This is a genomic window from Comamonas sp. GB3 AK4-5 (assembly GCF_041320665.1).
In the GTDB taxonomy this organism is placed as follows: domain Bacteria; phylum Pseudomonadota; class Gammaproteobacteria; order Burkholderiales; family Burkholderiaceae_C; genus Comamonas.
On record NZ_CP166730.1, the window covers coordinates 2,493,201 to 2,508,201 of the forward strand.

A 15,001-nucleotide genomic window follows, 5' to 3' on the forward strand; every position below is an offset into this window, starting at 1 on the left:
CAGCCAGCAGGTTATGAGGTCGGCATGGGCGTGAAGGGCTCCGCGCCTTTCTACAATGGCGGCCATGTTTGTTCACCTGCGCCTGCACTCCGAGTTTTCCGTCGTTGACGGGACCTGCCGTATCGACGATGTCCTGAAGGCTGCGGCCGCTGATGGGCAGCCGGCGATGGCCATCACCGACCTCAACAACATGTTCGGGGGGCTGAAGTTCTACAAATCGGGCCGGGGCAAGGGCGTCAAGCCCGTGCTGGGCGCCGAGCTGATCATGGAGGGCGAGGGCGGAGCCCCCGGCCCGCGCGTGCTGGTGCTGGTGCAAAGCAAGCAGGGCTACCACAACCTCTCGGAGATTCTGGCGCGTGGGTGGACGGGCAATGTGCCCCGGGGCCAGGCACAGGCTCAGAGCAAATGGGAATGGCTGCAGGAGCTGGGCGATGGCTTGATTCTGCTGTCCGGTGCCAACGCCGGCCCGGTGGGCCAGGCCTTGCAGCGCGGCGACAGCGAAGGCGCGGCGCGCGAGGCCTTGCGCATGGCGGCCATGTTCCCCCACCGCTTTTACCTGGAGCTGCAGCGTGCGGGCCGCCCCGAAGACGAAAGTCTGGTGGCGCAGACCGTGCAGCTGGCCGGACGTTTAAATTTGCCGGTGGTGGCCACCCACCCGGTGCAGTTCTTCAAGCCGGATGATTTCGAGTCCCATGAAGCCCGCGTCTGCATTGCCGAAGGCGAGGTGCTGGGCAATACCAAGCGCATCCGGCGCTTCACACGCGAGCAATACCTCAAGAGCAGCGCCGAGATGCAGGCCCTGTTTGCCGATGTGCCCACGGCGCTGGAAAACACCGTGGAAATCGCCCGTCGCTGCAGCGTGACGCTGCTGCTGGGCAAGAACTTTCTGCCGGAATTCCCCACGCCCGATGGCTCTCCGGCGGCGGAGTATTTCCGCAAGTCCTCCTATGAGGGGCTGGAAGATCGCTTGCTGCTGCTCTTCCCCAACGAGGCCAAGCGCGATGCAGTGCGCCCCCAGTACCAGGAGCGGCTGGAGTTTGAGCTGGGCATCATCTTGAAGATGGATTTCCCCGGCTACTTCCTGATCGTGGCGGACTTCATCAACTGGGCCAAGAACAATGGCTGCCCGGTGGGGCCGGGCCGGGGCTCGGGTGCCGGCTCGCTGGTGGCCTATGTGCTGAAGATCACCGACCTGGACCCCATCCACTACAACCTGCTGTTCGAGCGCTTTCTGAATCCAGAGCGCGTGTCCATGCCTGACTTTGACGTGGACTTTTGCCAGGCGAATCGTGACCGGGTGATCGATTACGTGAAGGATCGTTACGGTCGCAATGCCGTCAGCCAGATTGCCACCTTCGGCACCATGGCCGCGCGCGCGGCCATCCGCGACGTTGGCCGGGTGCTGGATCTGAGCTACAACTTCTGTGACGGCATCTCCAAGCTGGTGCCCAACAAGCCCGGCCTGCATGTCACGCTGCGCTACCCGCCCAACCCACGCAAGGAGAACGACAAGTACACCTATGCGGTGGACGAGCAGGCGCTGGCGGAGCGGCTGGACAAAGAAGAAGACGTGAAGATGCTGATCGAGATGGCGCAAAAGCTCGAGGGCATGTGCCGCAACATCGGCATGCACGCCGGCGGCGTGGTGATTGCGCCGGGCAAGCTGACGGACTTCTGCCCGCTCTACCAGCAGCCGGGCAGCGATTCGGCCGTGGCCATGTACGACAAGGACGACGTGGAGCAGATCGGCCTGGTGAAGTTCGACTTCTTGGGTCTGGCCACCTTGACCATCCTGGAAATCGCGCGCGAATTCATCATGCAGCGCCACAAGGGCCAGGAGAACTTCAAATTTGAAGAAATCCCCCTCGACGATTACCCCACCTACAAGCTCTTTCAGGAAGGCAAGACCGAAGCCGTCTTCCAGTTTGAATCGCGCGGCATGCAGGGCATGTTGCGGGACGCCAAGCCCTCGCGCCTGGAAGACCTGATCGCCTTGAACGCCTTGTACCGTCCGGGCCCCATGGACCTGATTCCGTCCTTTGTGGCGCGCAAGCACGGGCGTGAGGACATCGAATATCCCCACCCACTGGTGGAGCAGGTGCTGGCCGAAACCTACGGCATCATGGTCTACCAGGAGCAGGTGATGCAGACGGCCCAGGTGCTGGGGGGCTACTCGCTCGGCGGCGCCGACTTGCTGCGCCGTGCCATGGGCAAGAAGAAGGTCGAAGAGATGGCCATGCACCGCAACCTCTTCCGAGAGGGTGCGGCCAAGAAGGGCATCAACCAGGACAAGGCCGACGAAGTCTTCGACTTGATGGAAAAGTTCGCGGGCTACGGCTTCAACAAGTCGCACGCGGCCGCCTACTCGCTGCTGGCCTACCACACGGGCTGGCTCAAGGTGCATTACACGGCGGAGTTCTTCTGCGGCAATATGACCGTGGAAATGGACGACACCGACAAGCTCAAGGTGCTCTATGAAGACGCGCTGAAGATGGGCCTGACCTTTGAGCCGCCCGATGTGAACCGCGGCGTCTACCGCTTTGAGCCGGTGACGGACAAGGTGGTGCGCTACGGCCTGGGTGCCATCAAGGGCACGGGCCAGCAGGCCATCGAGGCCATCATTGCCGCCCGCGAAGGGCAGGGCGTGGGTCCCAACGGTCATCTCAAAGGGCCGTTCACCAGCCTGTTCGACTTCTGCGTGCGCGTGGACCGCTCCCGCCTGAACAAGCGCACGCTGGAGGCGTTGATCAAGGCCGGCGCCTTCGATGCCATCCACATGAACCGGGCTGCGTTGGCGGCTTCGGTCGATACCGCGTTTGAGTTCGCCAATGCCACTCTGGCCAATGCCAACCAGGGCGGCCTGTTCGACATGATGGGCGAGGACGCCGTGGGCTCCAGCACGCAGGAGCCGCCACTGGCCGAGGTGCTGCCCTGGGGCATCAAGGAGCGATTGACGCTGGAAAAAACGGCCGTGGGCTTTTATCTGTCCGGCCATTTGTTCGATGAGGTGGAGGCCGAGGTGCGCCGCTTTGTGCGCACGCCGCTTTCCGAGCTGCGCGACAGCCGCGAGCCCCAGGTACTGGCCGGCATCGTCAGCGATTTGCGCGTCATCAACGGCCAGCGCGGCAAGCTGTGCCTGTTCAAGATCGACGACAAGTCCACGGTGATCGAAGCCTCGGTCGATGAGGCCTTGCTCAATGCCCATCGGGACACGCTCAAGGACGACGAGTTCGTGGTCTTCAGCGCCAAGCTGCAGGTGGACAGGTTCAGCGGTGGCCTGCGCGCCAAGGTGCAGCATCTGTGGGGGCTGGCCGATGCACGCTGCCGCTTTGGCCGCTATCTGCAGGTCAGCACCACCGACAAAATGCCGGATGTGCCGCGCATGCTGCGGGAGTTTCCCGCCAAGCGTGAAGCCAGCGAGCATGGCGATGTGCTGCACGGCCTCAAGGTGCGCCTGGGCGTGCGCTGCGAGAGCGCGCTGGGTGCGGCCTTGGTGGAGCTGCAACTGGGGGACAGCAGCCGCTTCTTCCCCAGCGATGCAGCCCTGGCAGCCTGGTGCGCGGAGGCCGGTAGCGGTCGCAGCCAGGTGGTCTATGAATAAGCCCCTCGCACCCACTCTTTGATACGCTGTTGCAAAGCCTTGTCACATCTTTTCAGGCTGTGTCGCGGCCAAGCAGCAGCCGAAAACCATCCACTGTATTTACCCTGGCCCGGTGCGCATGGCAAATGCGCGCTGCGCCATCGCTAGAATGATTTTCATGGCAACCGAACAACCTCCTCTTCAGCCTTCCATCAAGCCCCAGCTTCCCCGGGAGGATGGCAGCGGCTCGGTCGTGCTGGAGAGGCGCACCCAGCGTGTGGCGCCGCCGCCCATGTACCAGGTGGTGATGCTCAACGACGACTTCACCCCCATGGAGTTCGTGATCCTGGTGCTGCAGGAATTTTTTGGCAAAGACCGCGAATCCGCCACCCAGATCATGCTCAAAATCCACCTGGATGGACGCGGTATCTGCGGGGTGTACTCCCGCGACATCGCCTCCACCAAGGTCGAGCAGGTCTTGCAGGCCGCCCACAAAGCAGGTCATCCCCTGCAGGCGGTCAGTGAACCTATTGAATAACTGCAGATCGTCCCGATTTCAGAGTAGATTCTCTTAACTGGCAAGCGCAAAGGAGTCACTACATGATTGCCCAGGAACTGGAAGTCAGCTTGCACATGGCATTCGTCGAGGCGCGGCAGCAGCGCCACGAGTTCATCACGGTTGAACACCTGCTGCTGGCCCTGCTGGACAACCCCAGCGCGGCCGAGGTGCTGCGCGCCTGTTCCGCCAGCATCGATGATCTGCGTGCGTCGCTGAGCAACTTCATCAAAGACAACACCCCCCAGGTCGCAGGCAGCGACGAGGTGGATACACAACCCACGCTGGGTTTCCAGCGTGTGATTCAGCGCGCCATCATGCACGTGCAATCCACGGGCAATGGCAAAAAAGAGGTGACGGGCGCGAATGTGCTGGTGGCCATCTTTGGCGAAAAGGATTCGCATGCCGTGTACTACCTGCACCAGCAGGGCGTCACACGCCTGGATGTGGTCAATTTCATTGCCCACGGCATCAAGAAAAGCGAGCCGCCGGAGCCCACCAAGGCCGACACGCCCATGGACGGCGAAGAAGGCATGGGCAACGAGCGCAATGAAAAGGCCTCGCCGCTGGAGCAGTACACCCTCAACCTGAACCAGGCGGCCAAGGATGGCAAGATCGATCCCTTGATCGGGCGCGACTATGAAGTCGAGCGCACCATCCAGATCCTGTGCCGCCGCCGCAAGAACAACCCGCTGCTGGTGGGTGAGGCCGGTGTGGGCAAGACGGCCATTGCCGAAGGCCTGGCCTGGCGCATCACCGAAGGCACGGTGCCGGAAGTGCTGCTGGAAGCCAATGTCTACTCGCTGGACATGGGCGCCTTGCTGGCAGGCACCAAATACCGTGGTGACTTCGAGCAGCGCCTCAAGGGCGTGCTCAAGTCGCTCAAGGACAAGCCCAACGCGATTTTGTTCATCGATGAAATCCACACGCTGATCGGCGCCGGCGCGGCCTCGGGCGGCACCCTGGATGCGTCCAATCTGCTCAAGCCGGCCCTGTCCAGCGGCCAGCTCAAGTGCATTGGCGCCACCACCTTCACCGAGTACCGCGGCATCTTTGAAAAAGATGCGGCTCTGTCGCGCCGCTTCCAAAAGGTGGATGTGGTCGAGCCTACCGTGGCCGAAACCGTGGACATCTTGAAGGGCCTCAAGAGCCGCTTTGAAGAGCACCATGGCGTCAAGTACGCCCTGGCGGCACTGCAGGCTGCGGCCGAGCTGTCGGCCAAGTACATCAACGACCGCCACCTGCCCGACAAGGCCATCGACGTGATCGATGAGGCCGGTGCTGCCCAGCGCATTCTGGCGGTGAGCAAGCGCAAAAAGACCATCAACCGCCAGGAGATCGAAGAGATCGTGGCAAAAATCGCCCGTATTCCGCCGGCCAATGTCTCCAACGACGACCGCAGCAAGCTGCAGACGCTGGAGCGAGACCTCAAGAGCGTGGTGTTCGGCCAGGATAAGGCGCTGGAAATGCTGGCCTCGGCCGTCAAGATGGCGCGCTCGGGCCTGGGCAAGCCGGAAAAGCCGATTGGCTCCTTCCTGTTCTCCGGCCCCACGGGTGTCGGCAAGACGGAAGCTGCCAAGCAGCTGGCCTACATCCTGGGCGTGGACCTGATCCGTTTCGACATGTCCGAGTACATGGAGCGCCATGCGGTCAGCCGCCTGATTGGCGCGCCACCCGGCTATGTGGGCTACGACCAGGGCGGTCTGCTGACCGAGGCCATCACCAAGAAGCCGCATTCCGTGCTGCTGCTGGATGAAATCGAAAAAGCGCACCCGGACATCTTCAACGTGCTGCTGCAGGTCATGGACCACGGCACGCTGACCGACAACAACGGGCGCAAGGCCGACTTCCGCAACGTGATCCTCATCATGACCACGAATGCGGGCGCGGAAACCATGAACAAGGCCACCATCGGCTTCACCAACCCGCGGCAGGCCGGCGACGAAATGGGCGACATCAAGCGCCTGTTTACGCCCGAATTCCGCAACCGGCTGGATGCCATCGTGGGCTTCAAGGCGCTGGACGAGCAGGTCATCCTGCGCGTGGTCGACAAGTTCCTGCTGCAGCTGGAGCAGCAACTGGCCGAGAAGAAGGTGGAAGTCACCTTCACCGACACGCTGCGCAAGCATCTGGCCAAGTCCGGTTTCGATCCGCTGATGGGCGCTCGCCCCATGCAGCGCCTGATACAGGACACCATCCGCCGCTCGCTGGCAGACGAGTTGCTGTTCGGGCGACTGGTCGATGGAGGCCGGCTGGAGGTGGATTGGATCGCCGATGCCAACGACGGCAAGGGCGATGTCAAGCTGGACATCCAGGCGCAGCCCAAGAAGGACCGCAACAAGTCCGAACCGACCGAGCCTGAAGAGGCCACGGCGGCTGACTAAAGTCAGAAGGAAAAACGGCACCCAAGCAGACAGCCAATGCTTGGGGTGCTATCAAACCGGCAGCAACCCTGCCGGTTTTTTTATGTGCTCCTTGCCCGTCGCCGCAGCGGGTCAACCCGCGCCGTGCCGTATTTGTCTGCATACTTGCGGCTGGTGCGCATGGCCATGCGCCGCGCCACATGGCCGAAACGATTTTGCTGGGAGATTTTGTGGACTGGATTGCCTCGCAACTGACGCAGCACACCCTGATGCTGGCCCTGTCCCTCATCTGGTCGGCCTATGTGGTGGTGGTGGGCATCTGGATCTTGCTGCAGCGCCGTGCGCCGGTGGCCACGCTCAGTTGGTTGCTCTCCATGGCCGTGATCCCGGTGGTGGGCATTGGCGTGTACTACTTTCTGGGGCCCCGGCGGCTGAAGCGCCAGCGGCTGCGGCGTTTGCGCAGCCGGCGCAAATCGCGCATGCGCAGCAGCGTGGCCCGCCTGCGCGAGAAAGTGCCAGAGGCACCGGAAAGCCTCAAGCAAGTGGTCAAGCTGGTCACATCCAGCACCCATTTCCCGATCAGCACGGCCGAGGAGGTGGAGCTGCTGGTAGGGGGCGCGGCCACCTTTGACAGCATCATGGCGGCGGTGCGCGGCGCAAAGCACCATGTGCACCTGGAGTACTACATCTTCGAGCCCGACCAGACGGGCCAGGCCCTGCTGGACCTGCTGGCCGAAAAAGCCCGCGCCGGCATTCAGGTGCGGCTGCTGGTGGATGCGCTGGGCTCCAAGCGCCTGGGCCGCCGGCATTTCGCCGCGCTCGAGGCTGCAGGGGCGGAATTCGCGTTATTTCACCCCACCAAGCTGGGGCGGCGCGCGCGGCCGGTGACCAACTTTCGCACCCACCGCAAGATCGTGGTGATCGATGGGCGCATAGGCTATACGGGCGGGGTCAACATCACCGATGCCGAGGACCGCCGCATCCATGCCGATGCCTACCACGACGCGCATGTGCGTCTGGAAGGCTCGGTGGTCAACTGGCTGCAGACGGTGTTTCTGGAAGACTGGGCCTACGCCCTGGACTACAAGCACAAGACCGAGCCCGGCGATTACGACGCCTTGCTGCCCGATCTGCCCGAGGGCTCCCAGGTGGTGCAGGTCATGGCCTCGGGGCCGGACAGCGATATGGAAGCGATCCACCGCGTTCATGTGTACGCCATCAATGCGGCCACGAAACGGGTGTGGCTGACCACGCCGTATTTTGTGCCCACCGAGCCCAGCATGCTGGCCCTGACCAATGCCGCGTTGCGCGGCGTGGATGTCTGCCTGCTGGTGCCTGAAAAGTCGGATTCGCGCCTGGTGACGGCTGCAGCGCGCTCCTATTTCGATGAGCTGATCAACTGCGGCGTCAAGGTCTTTGAATACCAGGCCAGCATGCTGCACTCCAAGACCATGGTGGTGGACGAGCACTTGGGCATCATAGGCACGGCCAATTTCGACAACCGCAGCTTTCGCCTCAATTATGAAGTCTGTGTCGTGACTTACGGCGAGCACTTCAATGCCAAGTTGGCGAGCCAGTTTGTTGAAGACCTCAAGCTCGCACGCCGCGTGGGCTATGCCCGACCGCAGTCTTTCTGGCAGCGCTTGTTTGACTCGGCAGCGCGCTTGTGTTCCCCTCTGTTATAGGACACCCCCCTGAGTCGCCTGCGGCGCCTTCCCCCCGCTCTTCGCTCGCTGCGCTCGCGGGCAGGGGGACGACACCGGCGCTGCGGGGCGGCCCTTGCGCGGTGTCCTTGGCTTGTGCCGCGCCAGTTTTGTGGGCGGTGCGTCTGGCTTCGCTTCCTTGACTTTTCTCCCTCGCCCGCTTGCGGGAGAGGGCAGGGGTGAGGGCTTCTCCGCAAAGCGCAGCATGCCAGCCCATCATGTTTTGTGCTGAACGCGTGCGGGTAGGGGGCGCCACTTGCGGGCATACTCCCGCCATGGCCGATTCCGCATCTTTTACCTTTCTCTGGCACGACTACGAGACCTTCGGTGTCAATCCCCGCTACGACCGACCAGCGCAGTTCGCCGCGATTCGCACCGATATGGAGCTCAACGAAGTCGGCGAGCCGCTGATGCTCTACTGCCAGCCCGCTCCCGACTACCTGCCCAGCCCCGAGGCCTGTTTGATCACCGGCATCACGCCCCAGCAATGCCTGGAAGAGGGCGTTCCCGAGGTGGAATTCGCCAGCCGCATCGAGGCCGCGTTCAGCCAACCTGGCACCGTGGGCGTGGGCTACAACACCATCCGTTTTGACGACGAGGTGACGCGCTTTCTGTTCTGGCGCAATCTGATCGACCCCTATGCCCGTGAATGGCAGAACGACTGCAGCCGCTGGGACTTGCTGGATGTGGTGCGCATGGTCTACGCCCTGCGCCCGGATGGCATCCAGTGGCCGAAAAAGGAAGACGGCAGCCCCAGCTTCAAGCTGGAAGACCTGGCCCGGGCCAACGGCCTGGCGCATGCGCAGGCCCACGATGCGCTCAGCGATGTGCGCGCCACGATTGCGCTGGCCAGACTCATCAAGCAAAAACAGCCCAAGCTGTTTGAATTCGCCTTTGCCCTGCGCAAAAAAGACCGCGTGCTGCATGAAATGGGCCTGCCCGCCGTGCAGGCCGACGCCAGGCCGTTTTTGCATGTCAGCGGCATGATTCCTCCGGCACGTGGCTGCATTGCCATGATGTGGCCGCTGGCCCAGCATCCGACCAACAAGAACGAGGTGATCTGCTGGGACCTGAACGCCGACCCCTCCGAGTTGGCGAGTCTGGATGCCGAGCAACTGCGCTTGCGCATGTTCACCCGCCAGGCCGAGCTGCCCGAAGGTGTGCAGCGCCTGCCCATCAAGAGCATCCACATCAACAAATCGCCCATGGTGGTGCGCAACCTCAAAACCCTCTCACCCGAGATGGCTGCGCAATGGGGCCTGGACATGGAGCAGTGCATACAGCACGCCGTGCAGGCGCGTGCGCTGCCGGATATGAGCGCGCTGTGGAAGCGGGTCTACCAACGCCAGGATGGCCAAGGCCCGCAGGATGTGGACCAGGATTTGTACAACGGCTTTGTCGGCCCCAATGACCGCCGCCACCTCAACCAGCTGCGCAGCCAGAACCCCCAGGAGCTGGCCATGAACCGCATGGGCTTTGACGACGCGCGTCTGCCCGAGCTGGTGTTCCGCTGGCGTGCGCGCAACTGGCCGCACACCCTGAACCCGCAGGAGCAGGAGCGCTGGCAGCAACTGCGCGCGGCCTTCCTGATCGAAGGCCAAAGCGGGGCCCGCACCGCCGAGCAAATGTTTGCCGAGATCGACACCCTGTCCGAAACGGCCAATGAGCAGGGCGAGGAAATCCTGGGCATGCTCTACGACTACGCGGAAAGCATTGTTCCGGAAATGTGATCCCCCCTGAGTCCCCTTTGGCGCCTTCCCCCCAGGGGGACGACACCAGCGCGGCGGGGCGGCCCTTGCGCGGTGTTTCTGAGTAGGGTTCCGCCAGTTTTAGACGGCGTGGGCAGCGTGCTGCGCTATGGGATGGCCAAGCTTCTGCGGACAGGTGCTGCGGACAAGGCGCTCAGCCGAAGAACTGGTAACACACGACGATGGCTGCCACCACGCCGGCCAGCTCGGCCACCAGGGCGCAGGGCACGGCATGGCGGGCGCGCTGTATGCCGACGGCGCCAAAGTACACGGCCAGCACATAGAAGGTGGTCTCGGTGCTGCCCTGTATGGTGGCCGCGGTCAGGGCGGCAAAGCTGTCCACGCCCTGGCTTTGCATGGTTTCGATCAGCATGGCGCGCGCCGCGCTGCCGGAAAAAGGTTTGACCAGGGCCGTGGGCAGGGCGTCCACAAAGCGCGTGTCCACGCCCAGCAGATCCACGCACCAGCGTATGCCATCCAGTGCATAGCCCAGCGCCCCCGAGGCGCGAAAAACGCCCACGGCGCACAGCATGGCCACCAGATAGGGCAGCAAGCCCTTGGCCACGTCAAAGCCTTCCTTGGCGCCGGCGATAAAGCTGTCGTACACGGCCACCTTTTTCCAGGCGCCCAGGCAGACAAACAGCAAGATCAATGCAAACAGCGTCAGATTGCCCAGCAGGGCCGAGAGGCTGGCCAGGGCTGCTGCGCTGAGTGTGGACAGCAAGGCCATAAAGCCGGCCAGGCCCAATGCCATGGGCAGCAGATAGGCCAGCACCACGGGGCTGAACAAGGGCAGGCGCTGAACCAGGGCCACGGCCAGCAGGCCCACCAGCGTGGAGCAGGAAGTGGCCAGCAAAATGGGCAAGAACACCAAGGTGGGGTCGGGCGCGCCTTGCTGCATGCGGTACATGAAGATGGTCACCGGCAGCAAGGTCAGCGACGAGGCGTTGAGCACCAGAAACAGAATCTGCGCATTGCTGGCGGTATCGGGGTGGGGGTTGAGTGTCTGCAGCTCCTTCATGGCCTTGAGGCCCATGGGCGTGGCTGCGTTGTCCAGCCCCAGGCCATTGGCGGCAAAGTTCAGCGTGATCAGCCCCAGCGCCGGGTGGCCGCGCGGCACCTCGGGCATCAGCCGGGCAAACAGGGGGCCCAACATCTTGGCCAGCCACTGCACCACGCCGGCCTCCTCGGCAATGCGCAAAAAACCCAGCCACAGCGTCAGCGTGCCGAACAGCAACACCATCACCTCGACCGACAGCCTGGCCATGGCAAACAGGGCCTGCACCATGCCGGCAAACACCTGGGGCTGGCCTCCCAGCAGCCACTGTGCAGCGGCGGCCAAGGCCGCAATGACAAAAAAGCCCAGCCACAGGGCGTTGAGCATGGGGAGTCTCCCGACAGCAAATGAGCCTGTATTGTCGCGTCCTCAGAGCGTGTCTACGCGCTCTGCCAAGCTCGCCTGGCGTCACTGACTTGTAACAAGCCTTGCGCACAATCGCCGGCACGCAGCTTGCGGTTTGTCGTACCTCCATCTTGACCTCTGTTTCCTCTTCTTTTCCCGCGGATGTTCGTCCGGGGGTATGGCGCCTGCGGGCGCTGCGTGCGCTGGCTGCGGTGTCGGGCTGGTCGCTGTTGCGCTGGGCGCCCCCCATTCTGGTGATGACCACGCTGGTGTTGGCCTGGTGGTTGACCGCCTTGCGGCTGCAAGCCCAGGAGCGGCAGCTGATGGACAACGCCCAGACGCAGCAGGCCGGGCTGGCCGCCATGGTCCATGAGAGCCTGATGCAGGCCATCGAAAAAGGCCATTTGATGGCATTGGCTGCGGCCGAAGCACTGGACGAGGACCCCGAGGGCGTGGCCCGCACCCGCCGCCGTCTGTTGGCCATGCAGGCCGCTGACCGCACCTTTGTGCGCTATGCCGTGCTGGACGGGCAGATGGAGCTGGTCTCCAGCTCTGCCGCGCCGGCCGATATGGCCGCCCAGCAACGCCTGCTGCAAGCCCTGCGGCCCCGCCTGGCCCAGGCGCCGCTGGCTTCGCGCCAAGCGCTGGTGGTTTTGTCTACCGAGGACTCCAGCCAGGCCTGGCAGGTGCCGCTGCTGCTGCCCATCCCGGCTTATGCGCTGGCCCAGTTGGGGGCGGCAGAGCAGCTCGTGCCTGCATCCGAGGGCTATTTGTTGCTGACCCTGGACATGGCTTACTTTCTGGAGCTGTACCGGGATGTGGATCTGCGCCGGGGCAGCAGCATCCATCTATTGGGCAGCGACGGCACGGTGCTGGTGGAAATGCAGGGCGACAGCCTGACGCCATCCCCATCCACAAGGCGTTTGCCCGAGCTGGCGCAGTACCGGGCCGACAAAGGCTACCAGCAGCTGCGCCTGGCAGACCAGGAGCTGCACCTGGCCAGCTGGCGCCGCAGCGTGGGCATGCCCATTACCGTGGTGGTCAGCCAGGCACTGCAGGAGCTGCGCGCCGAATACCGGGGCAACAGCCAGCGGGTATGGGGCTTGCTGAGCGTGATGACGGCGATCACCGTGCTCGCTGCCCTGGCCCTGACCCGGGCGCTGGGGCGTCAGCACAGCCTGTTCCAGGCGCTGGAAGCCGTGCATGGCCAGAACCAGACCTTGATTGGCCAGCTGGAGCAGGAAAAGACCCGGGCCCTTGAGCTGGCCGCCTGCGACCACCTGACCGGTCTGCACAACCGCCGCATGTTCAATGAGCTGGTGGCCAGCCATCTGGCCTTGGCACGGCGCAGCCCCAAGCACTATGCGCTGCTGTATCTGGACCTGGACCGTTTCAAGCACATCAACGACACCTTGGGCCACCATGTGGGCGACCAGTTGCTGCAGGCCGTGGCCCAGCGCCTGCGCACCCAGGTGCGGGGCAGCGACATCGTCGGGCGCATGGGGGGTGATGAATTCGCGCTGCTGGCGACGGCCATGGAGCAGATGACGGACATGGAGCCCCTGGCCGTCAAATTGCTGGACTGTTTGAGCCAGCCCTATGACATCGTCGAAGGTGGTACCACCCACCGGCTGCAGGTCAGCCCCAGCATGGGGATTGCCTTTTTCCCGCGCGACGGGCATGACGTGGACAGCCTGTGTCGCCATGCAGATGCCGCCATGTACGCCTCCAAGCGGGCAGGGCGCGGGCGCTACACCTACTATGACACGGGGCTCAACCCCTCGGACGGGCGCAGCTGGCAGCTGGAATGCGAGCTGGCCCAGGCCATTGCCGACAACCAACTGGTGCTGCATTTCCAGCCCAAGGTGCGGCTGGACGACTGCCGCATCGAAGGCTTCGAGGCCCTGGTGCGCTGGCAGCACCCACGGTTCGGCTTGGTCTACCCCGGCGACTTCATCGGGCTGGCCGAGAAAAACGGCCTCATCGTCGAGCTGGGTGACTGGGTCATCCGCGCCTGCTGCCAGCAGGCGGCTGCCTGGCGCATGCAGGGTCTGGACATGGTGCCCATTGCCTTCAATGTCTCGCCGCTGCAGCTGCGCGATGCGGCCTTTCCCACGCGCATGGCCACCTATTTGATGGAATACGGCGTGCGCGCCAGCGACCTGGAGGTGGAGATCACCGAGAGCTGCCTGGTCGAGCCCGTGGACCTGGCGGTGCGCGTGCTGAGCCAGCTCGAAGGCATGGGCATGCGCATCGGCCTGGACGATTTCGGCACCGGCTTTTCCAGCCTGAGCCAGATTCGCAACCTGCCCATAGACACCATCAAGCTGGACCGCTCCTTTGTGGATGACATCCGCTCCAGCCCCGAAGCCGGGGTGCTGGTGACTTCCATCATCACCTTGGCGCACAACCTGAAGATGCGCGTGGTGGCCGAAGGCGTGGAGCTGCGCGACCAACTGGTCTATCTCAAGACCGCAGGCTGTGATGTGGCCCAGGGCTATATCCTGAGCCGGCCCGTGCCGGCCGATGAGGCCCAGCGTCTGCTGCGCCGAGGGGTGCTGGAGCCGGCATGAGGCGGTGCGCGCCGCGGTGTTCGCTTCATTTGCTATGTTTCAAGAAGCGATCAATGCCCGTTGGTATTGCTCATCTGGCATGAATGCGGCATAAAAACGCGCTTGGAATTTCCTGGCGCCGCTGTGGAGCGCTGCTGCGGTTTCGCGCAGCGCACTGCGTGCAGGTGTATAAAGTCGGCTGCATATTTCACAAGGCGCGTCCATGGATTTCCTGGCCGCGCCTTTGTTGTTCCCTTCACCCCGACACAAAGGAATCGCACCCATGGGCGCGCAATGGAAAGCCAAGGGCAAAGCCCTGGTCGCCGATGCCAAAGGCAAGCTGTTTGGCAAACTGGTCAAGGAAATCACCGTCGCGGCCCGACTGGGCGGCGGCGACCCCACGGCAAATTCGCGCCTGCGCATGGCCATTGAAGCGGCCCGCAAGGCCTCCATGCCCAAGGACACGCTGGACCGCGCCGTGAAAAAAGGCGCCGGTGCCGGTGCCGACGCCGTGAATTACGCCAGCGTGCTGTTCGAAGGCTATGCCCCCCACCGCGTGCCGGTGATGGTCGAGTGCCTGACCGACAACCCCAACCGCACGGCCCCCAATATGCGCGTGTGCTTCCGCAAGGGCCAGCTCACCGCCGTGGCCTGGGACTTTGACCATGTGGGCATGGTCGAGGGCGAGCCCGAAAATGGTGCCGATGCAGAGCTGGCCGCCATCGAAGCGGGCGCCCAGGATTTCGAGCCCGCCGACGATGAAGGCGTGACCCTGTTCATCACCGAGCCCGGCGACCTGGACACCGTGGCCAAGGCGCTGCCTGCCCAAGGCATCAAGGTGTTGTCTGCCAAGCTGGGCTACAAGGCCAAGAACCCCGTCAGCATGGGCAGCCTGTCGGCGGAGCAGCAAGAAGAAGTGCAAGTTTTCCTGGCCGGCCTGGACAATGACGACGATGTACAACATGTCTACGTGGGCCTGGTGGACTGAGTGCCACAATGCCTGAAGCTGGTAAAGCGGCCAAGGGACTGTCATGGACAGTCCCTTTTTTTGTACCTGCGATGGGCGACCGTTTGGCATTGCCATGCCTGCAGCATGG

The 15,001-nt window shown here is 63.4% G+C and carries 8 protein-coding genes; 7 read left to right on the forward strand and 1 reads right to left on the reverse strand.

The features are described 5' to 3' along the window. Positions 1–64: 64 nt before the first annotated feature. From dnaE to sbcB, 5 genes are all read left to right on the forward strand, one after another. Positions 65–3,601: a DNA polymerase III subunit alpha gene (gene dnaE / locus ACA027_RS11285; RefSeq protein WP_370682464.1), complete on the forward strand. Its 3,537-nt coding sequence runs from the start codon at positions 65–67 to the stop codon at positions 3,599–3,601. Positions 3,602–3,749: 148 nt separating this feature from the next. After that, the gene (clpS, locus tag ACA027_RS11290; protein ID WP_370682465.1) at positions 3,750–4,118 is read left to right on the forward strand and encodes an ATP-dependent Clp protease adapter ClpS; all 369 of its coding nucleotides are present in this window, start codon (positions 3,750–3,752) and stop codon (positions 4,116–4,118) included. A gap of 62 nt (positions 4,119–4,180) precedes the next feature. After that, entirely contained in the window at positions 4,181–6,520 is a 2,340-nt protein-coding gene (gene clpA / locus ACA027_RS11295) for an ATP-dependent Clp protease ATP-binding subunit ClpA (protein ID WP_370682466.1), read from the forward strand. Between the two features lie 248 nt (positions 6,521–6,768). Next, positions 6,769–8,184, forward strand: coding sequence for a cardiolipin synthase (gene cls, locus ACA027_RS11300; RefSeq protein ID WP_370682565.1), 1,416 nt, complete (start codon positions 6,769–6,771; stop codon positions 8,182–8,184). 293 nt (positions 8,185–8,477) lie between these two features. Beyond that, positions 8,478–9,932, forward strand: a complete 1,455-nt coding sequence (sbcB, locus tag ACA027_RS11305) for an exodeoxyribonuclease I (protein WP_370682467.1) — start codon at positions 8,478–8,480, stop codon at positions 9,930–9,932. A gap of 172 nt (positions 9,933–10,104) precedes the next feature. Here sbcB and ACA027_RS11310 read toward each other — a convergent pair whose 3' ends face one another. Continuing rightward, a complete protein-coding gene (locus tag ACA027_RS11310) occupies positions 10,105–11,334 on the reverse strand; it encodes a nucleoside recognition domain-containing protein (RefSeq protein ID WP_370682468.1) in 1,230 nt (409 codons plus the stop codon). 149 nt (positions 11,335–11,483) lie between these two features. On the opposite strand from ACA027_RS11310, the gene ACA027_RS11315 reads away from it, so the two are divergent. Both ACA027_RS11315 and ACA027_RS11320 read left to right on the forward strand, forming a co-directional pair. Further along, on the forward strand, positions 11,484–13,925 hold the full coding sequence (locus ACA027_RS11315; protein ID WP_370682469.1) for a putative bifunctional diguanylate cyclase/phosphodiesterase: 2,442 nt from the start codon (positions 11,484–11,486) through the stop codon (positions 13,923–13,925). A gap of 262 nt (positions 13,926–14,187) precedes the next feature. After that, the gene (locus ACA027_RS11320; RefSeq protein WP_370682470.1) at positions 14,188–14,892 is read left to right on the forward strand and encodes a YebC/PmpR family DNA-binding transcriptional regulator; all 705 of its coding nucleotides are present in this window, start codon (positions 14,188–14,190) and stop codon (positions 14,890–14,892) included. Positions 14,893–15,001: the final 109 nt, after the last annotated feature.

Coding starts and splice junctions, on each gene's coding strand:
- cls (WP_370682565.1), top strand. CDS start 6,769: ATGCTGGCCCTGTCCCTCATCTGGTCGGCCTATGTGGTGGTGGTGGGC.
- ACA027_RS11320 (WP_370682470.1), top strand. CDS start 14,188: ATGGGCGCGCAATGGAAAGCCAAGGGCAAAGCCCTGGTCGCCGATGCC.
- dnaE (WP_370682464.1), top strand. CDS start 65: ATGTTTGTTCACCTGCGCCTGCACTCCGAGTTTTCCGTCGTTGACGGG.
- clpA (WP_370682466.1), top strand. CDS start 4,181: ATGATTGCCCAGGAACTGGAAGTCAGCTTGCACATGGCATTCGTCGAG.
- sbcB (WP_370682467.1), top strand. CDS start 8,478: ATGGCCGATTCCGCATCTTTTACCTTTCTCTGGCACGACTACGAGACC.
- ACA027_RS11310 (WP_370682468.1), bottom strand. CDS start 11,334: ATGCTCAACGCCCTGTGGCTGGGCTTTTTTGTCATTGCGGCCTTGGCC.
- clpS (WP_370682465.1), top strand. CDS start 3,750: ATGATTTTCATGGCAACCGAACAACCTCCTCTTCAGCCTTCCATCAAG.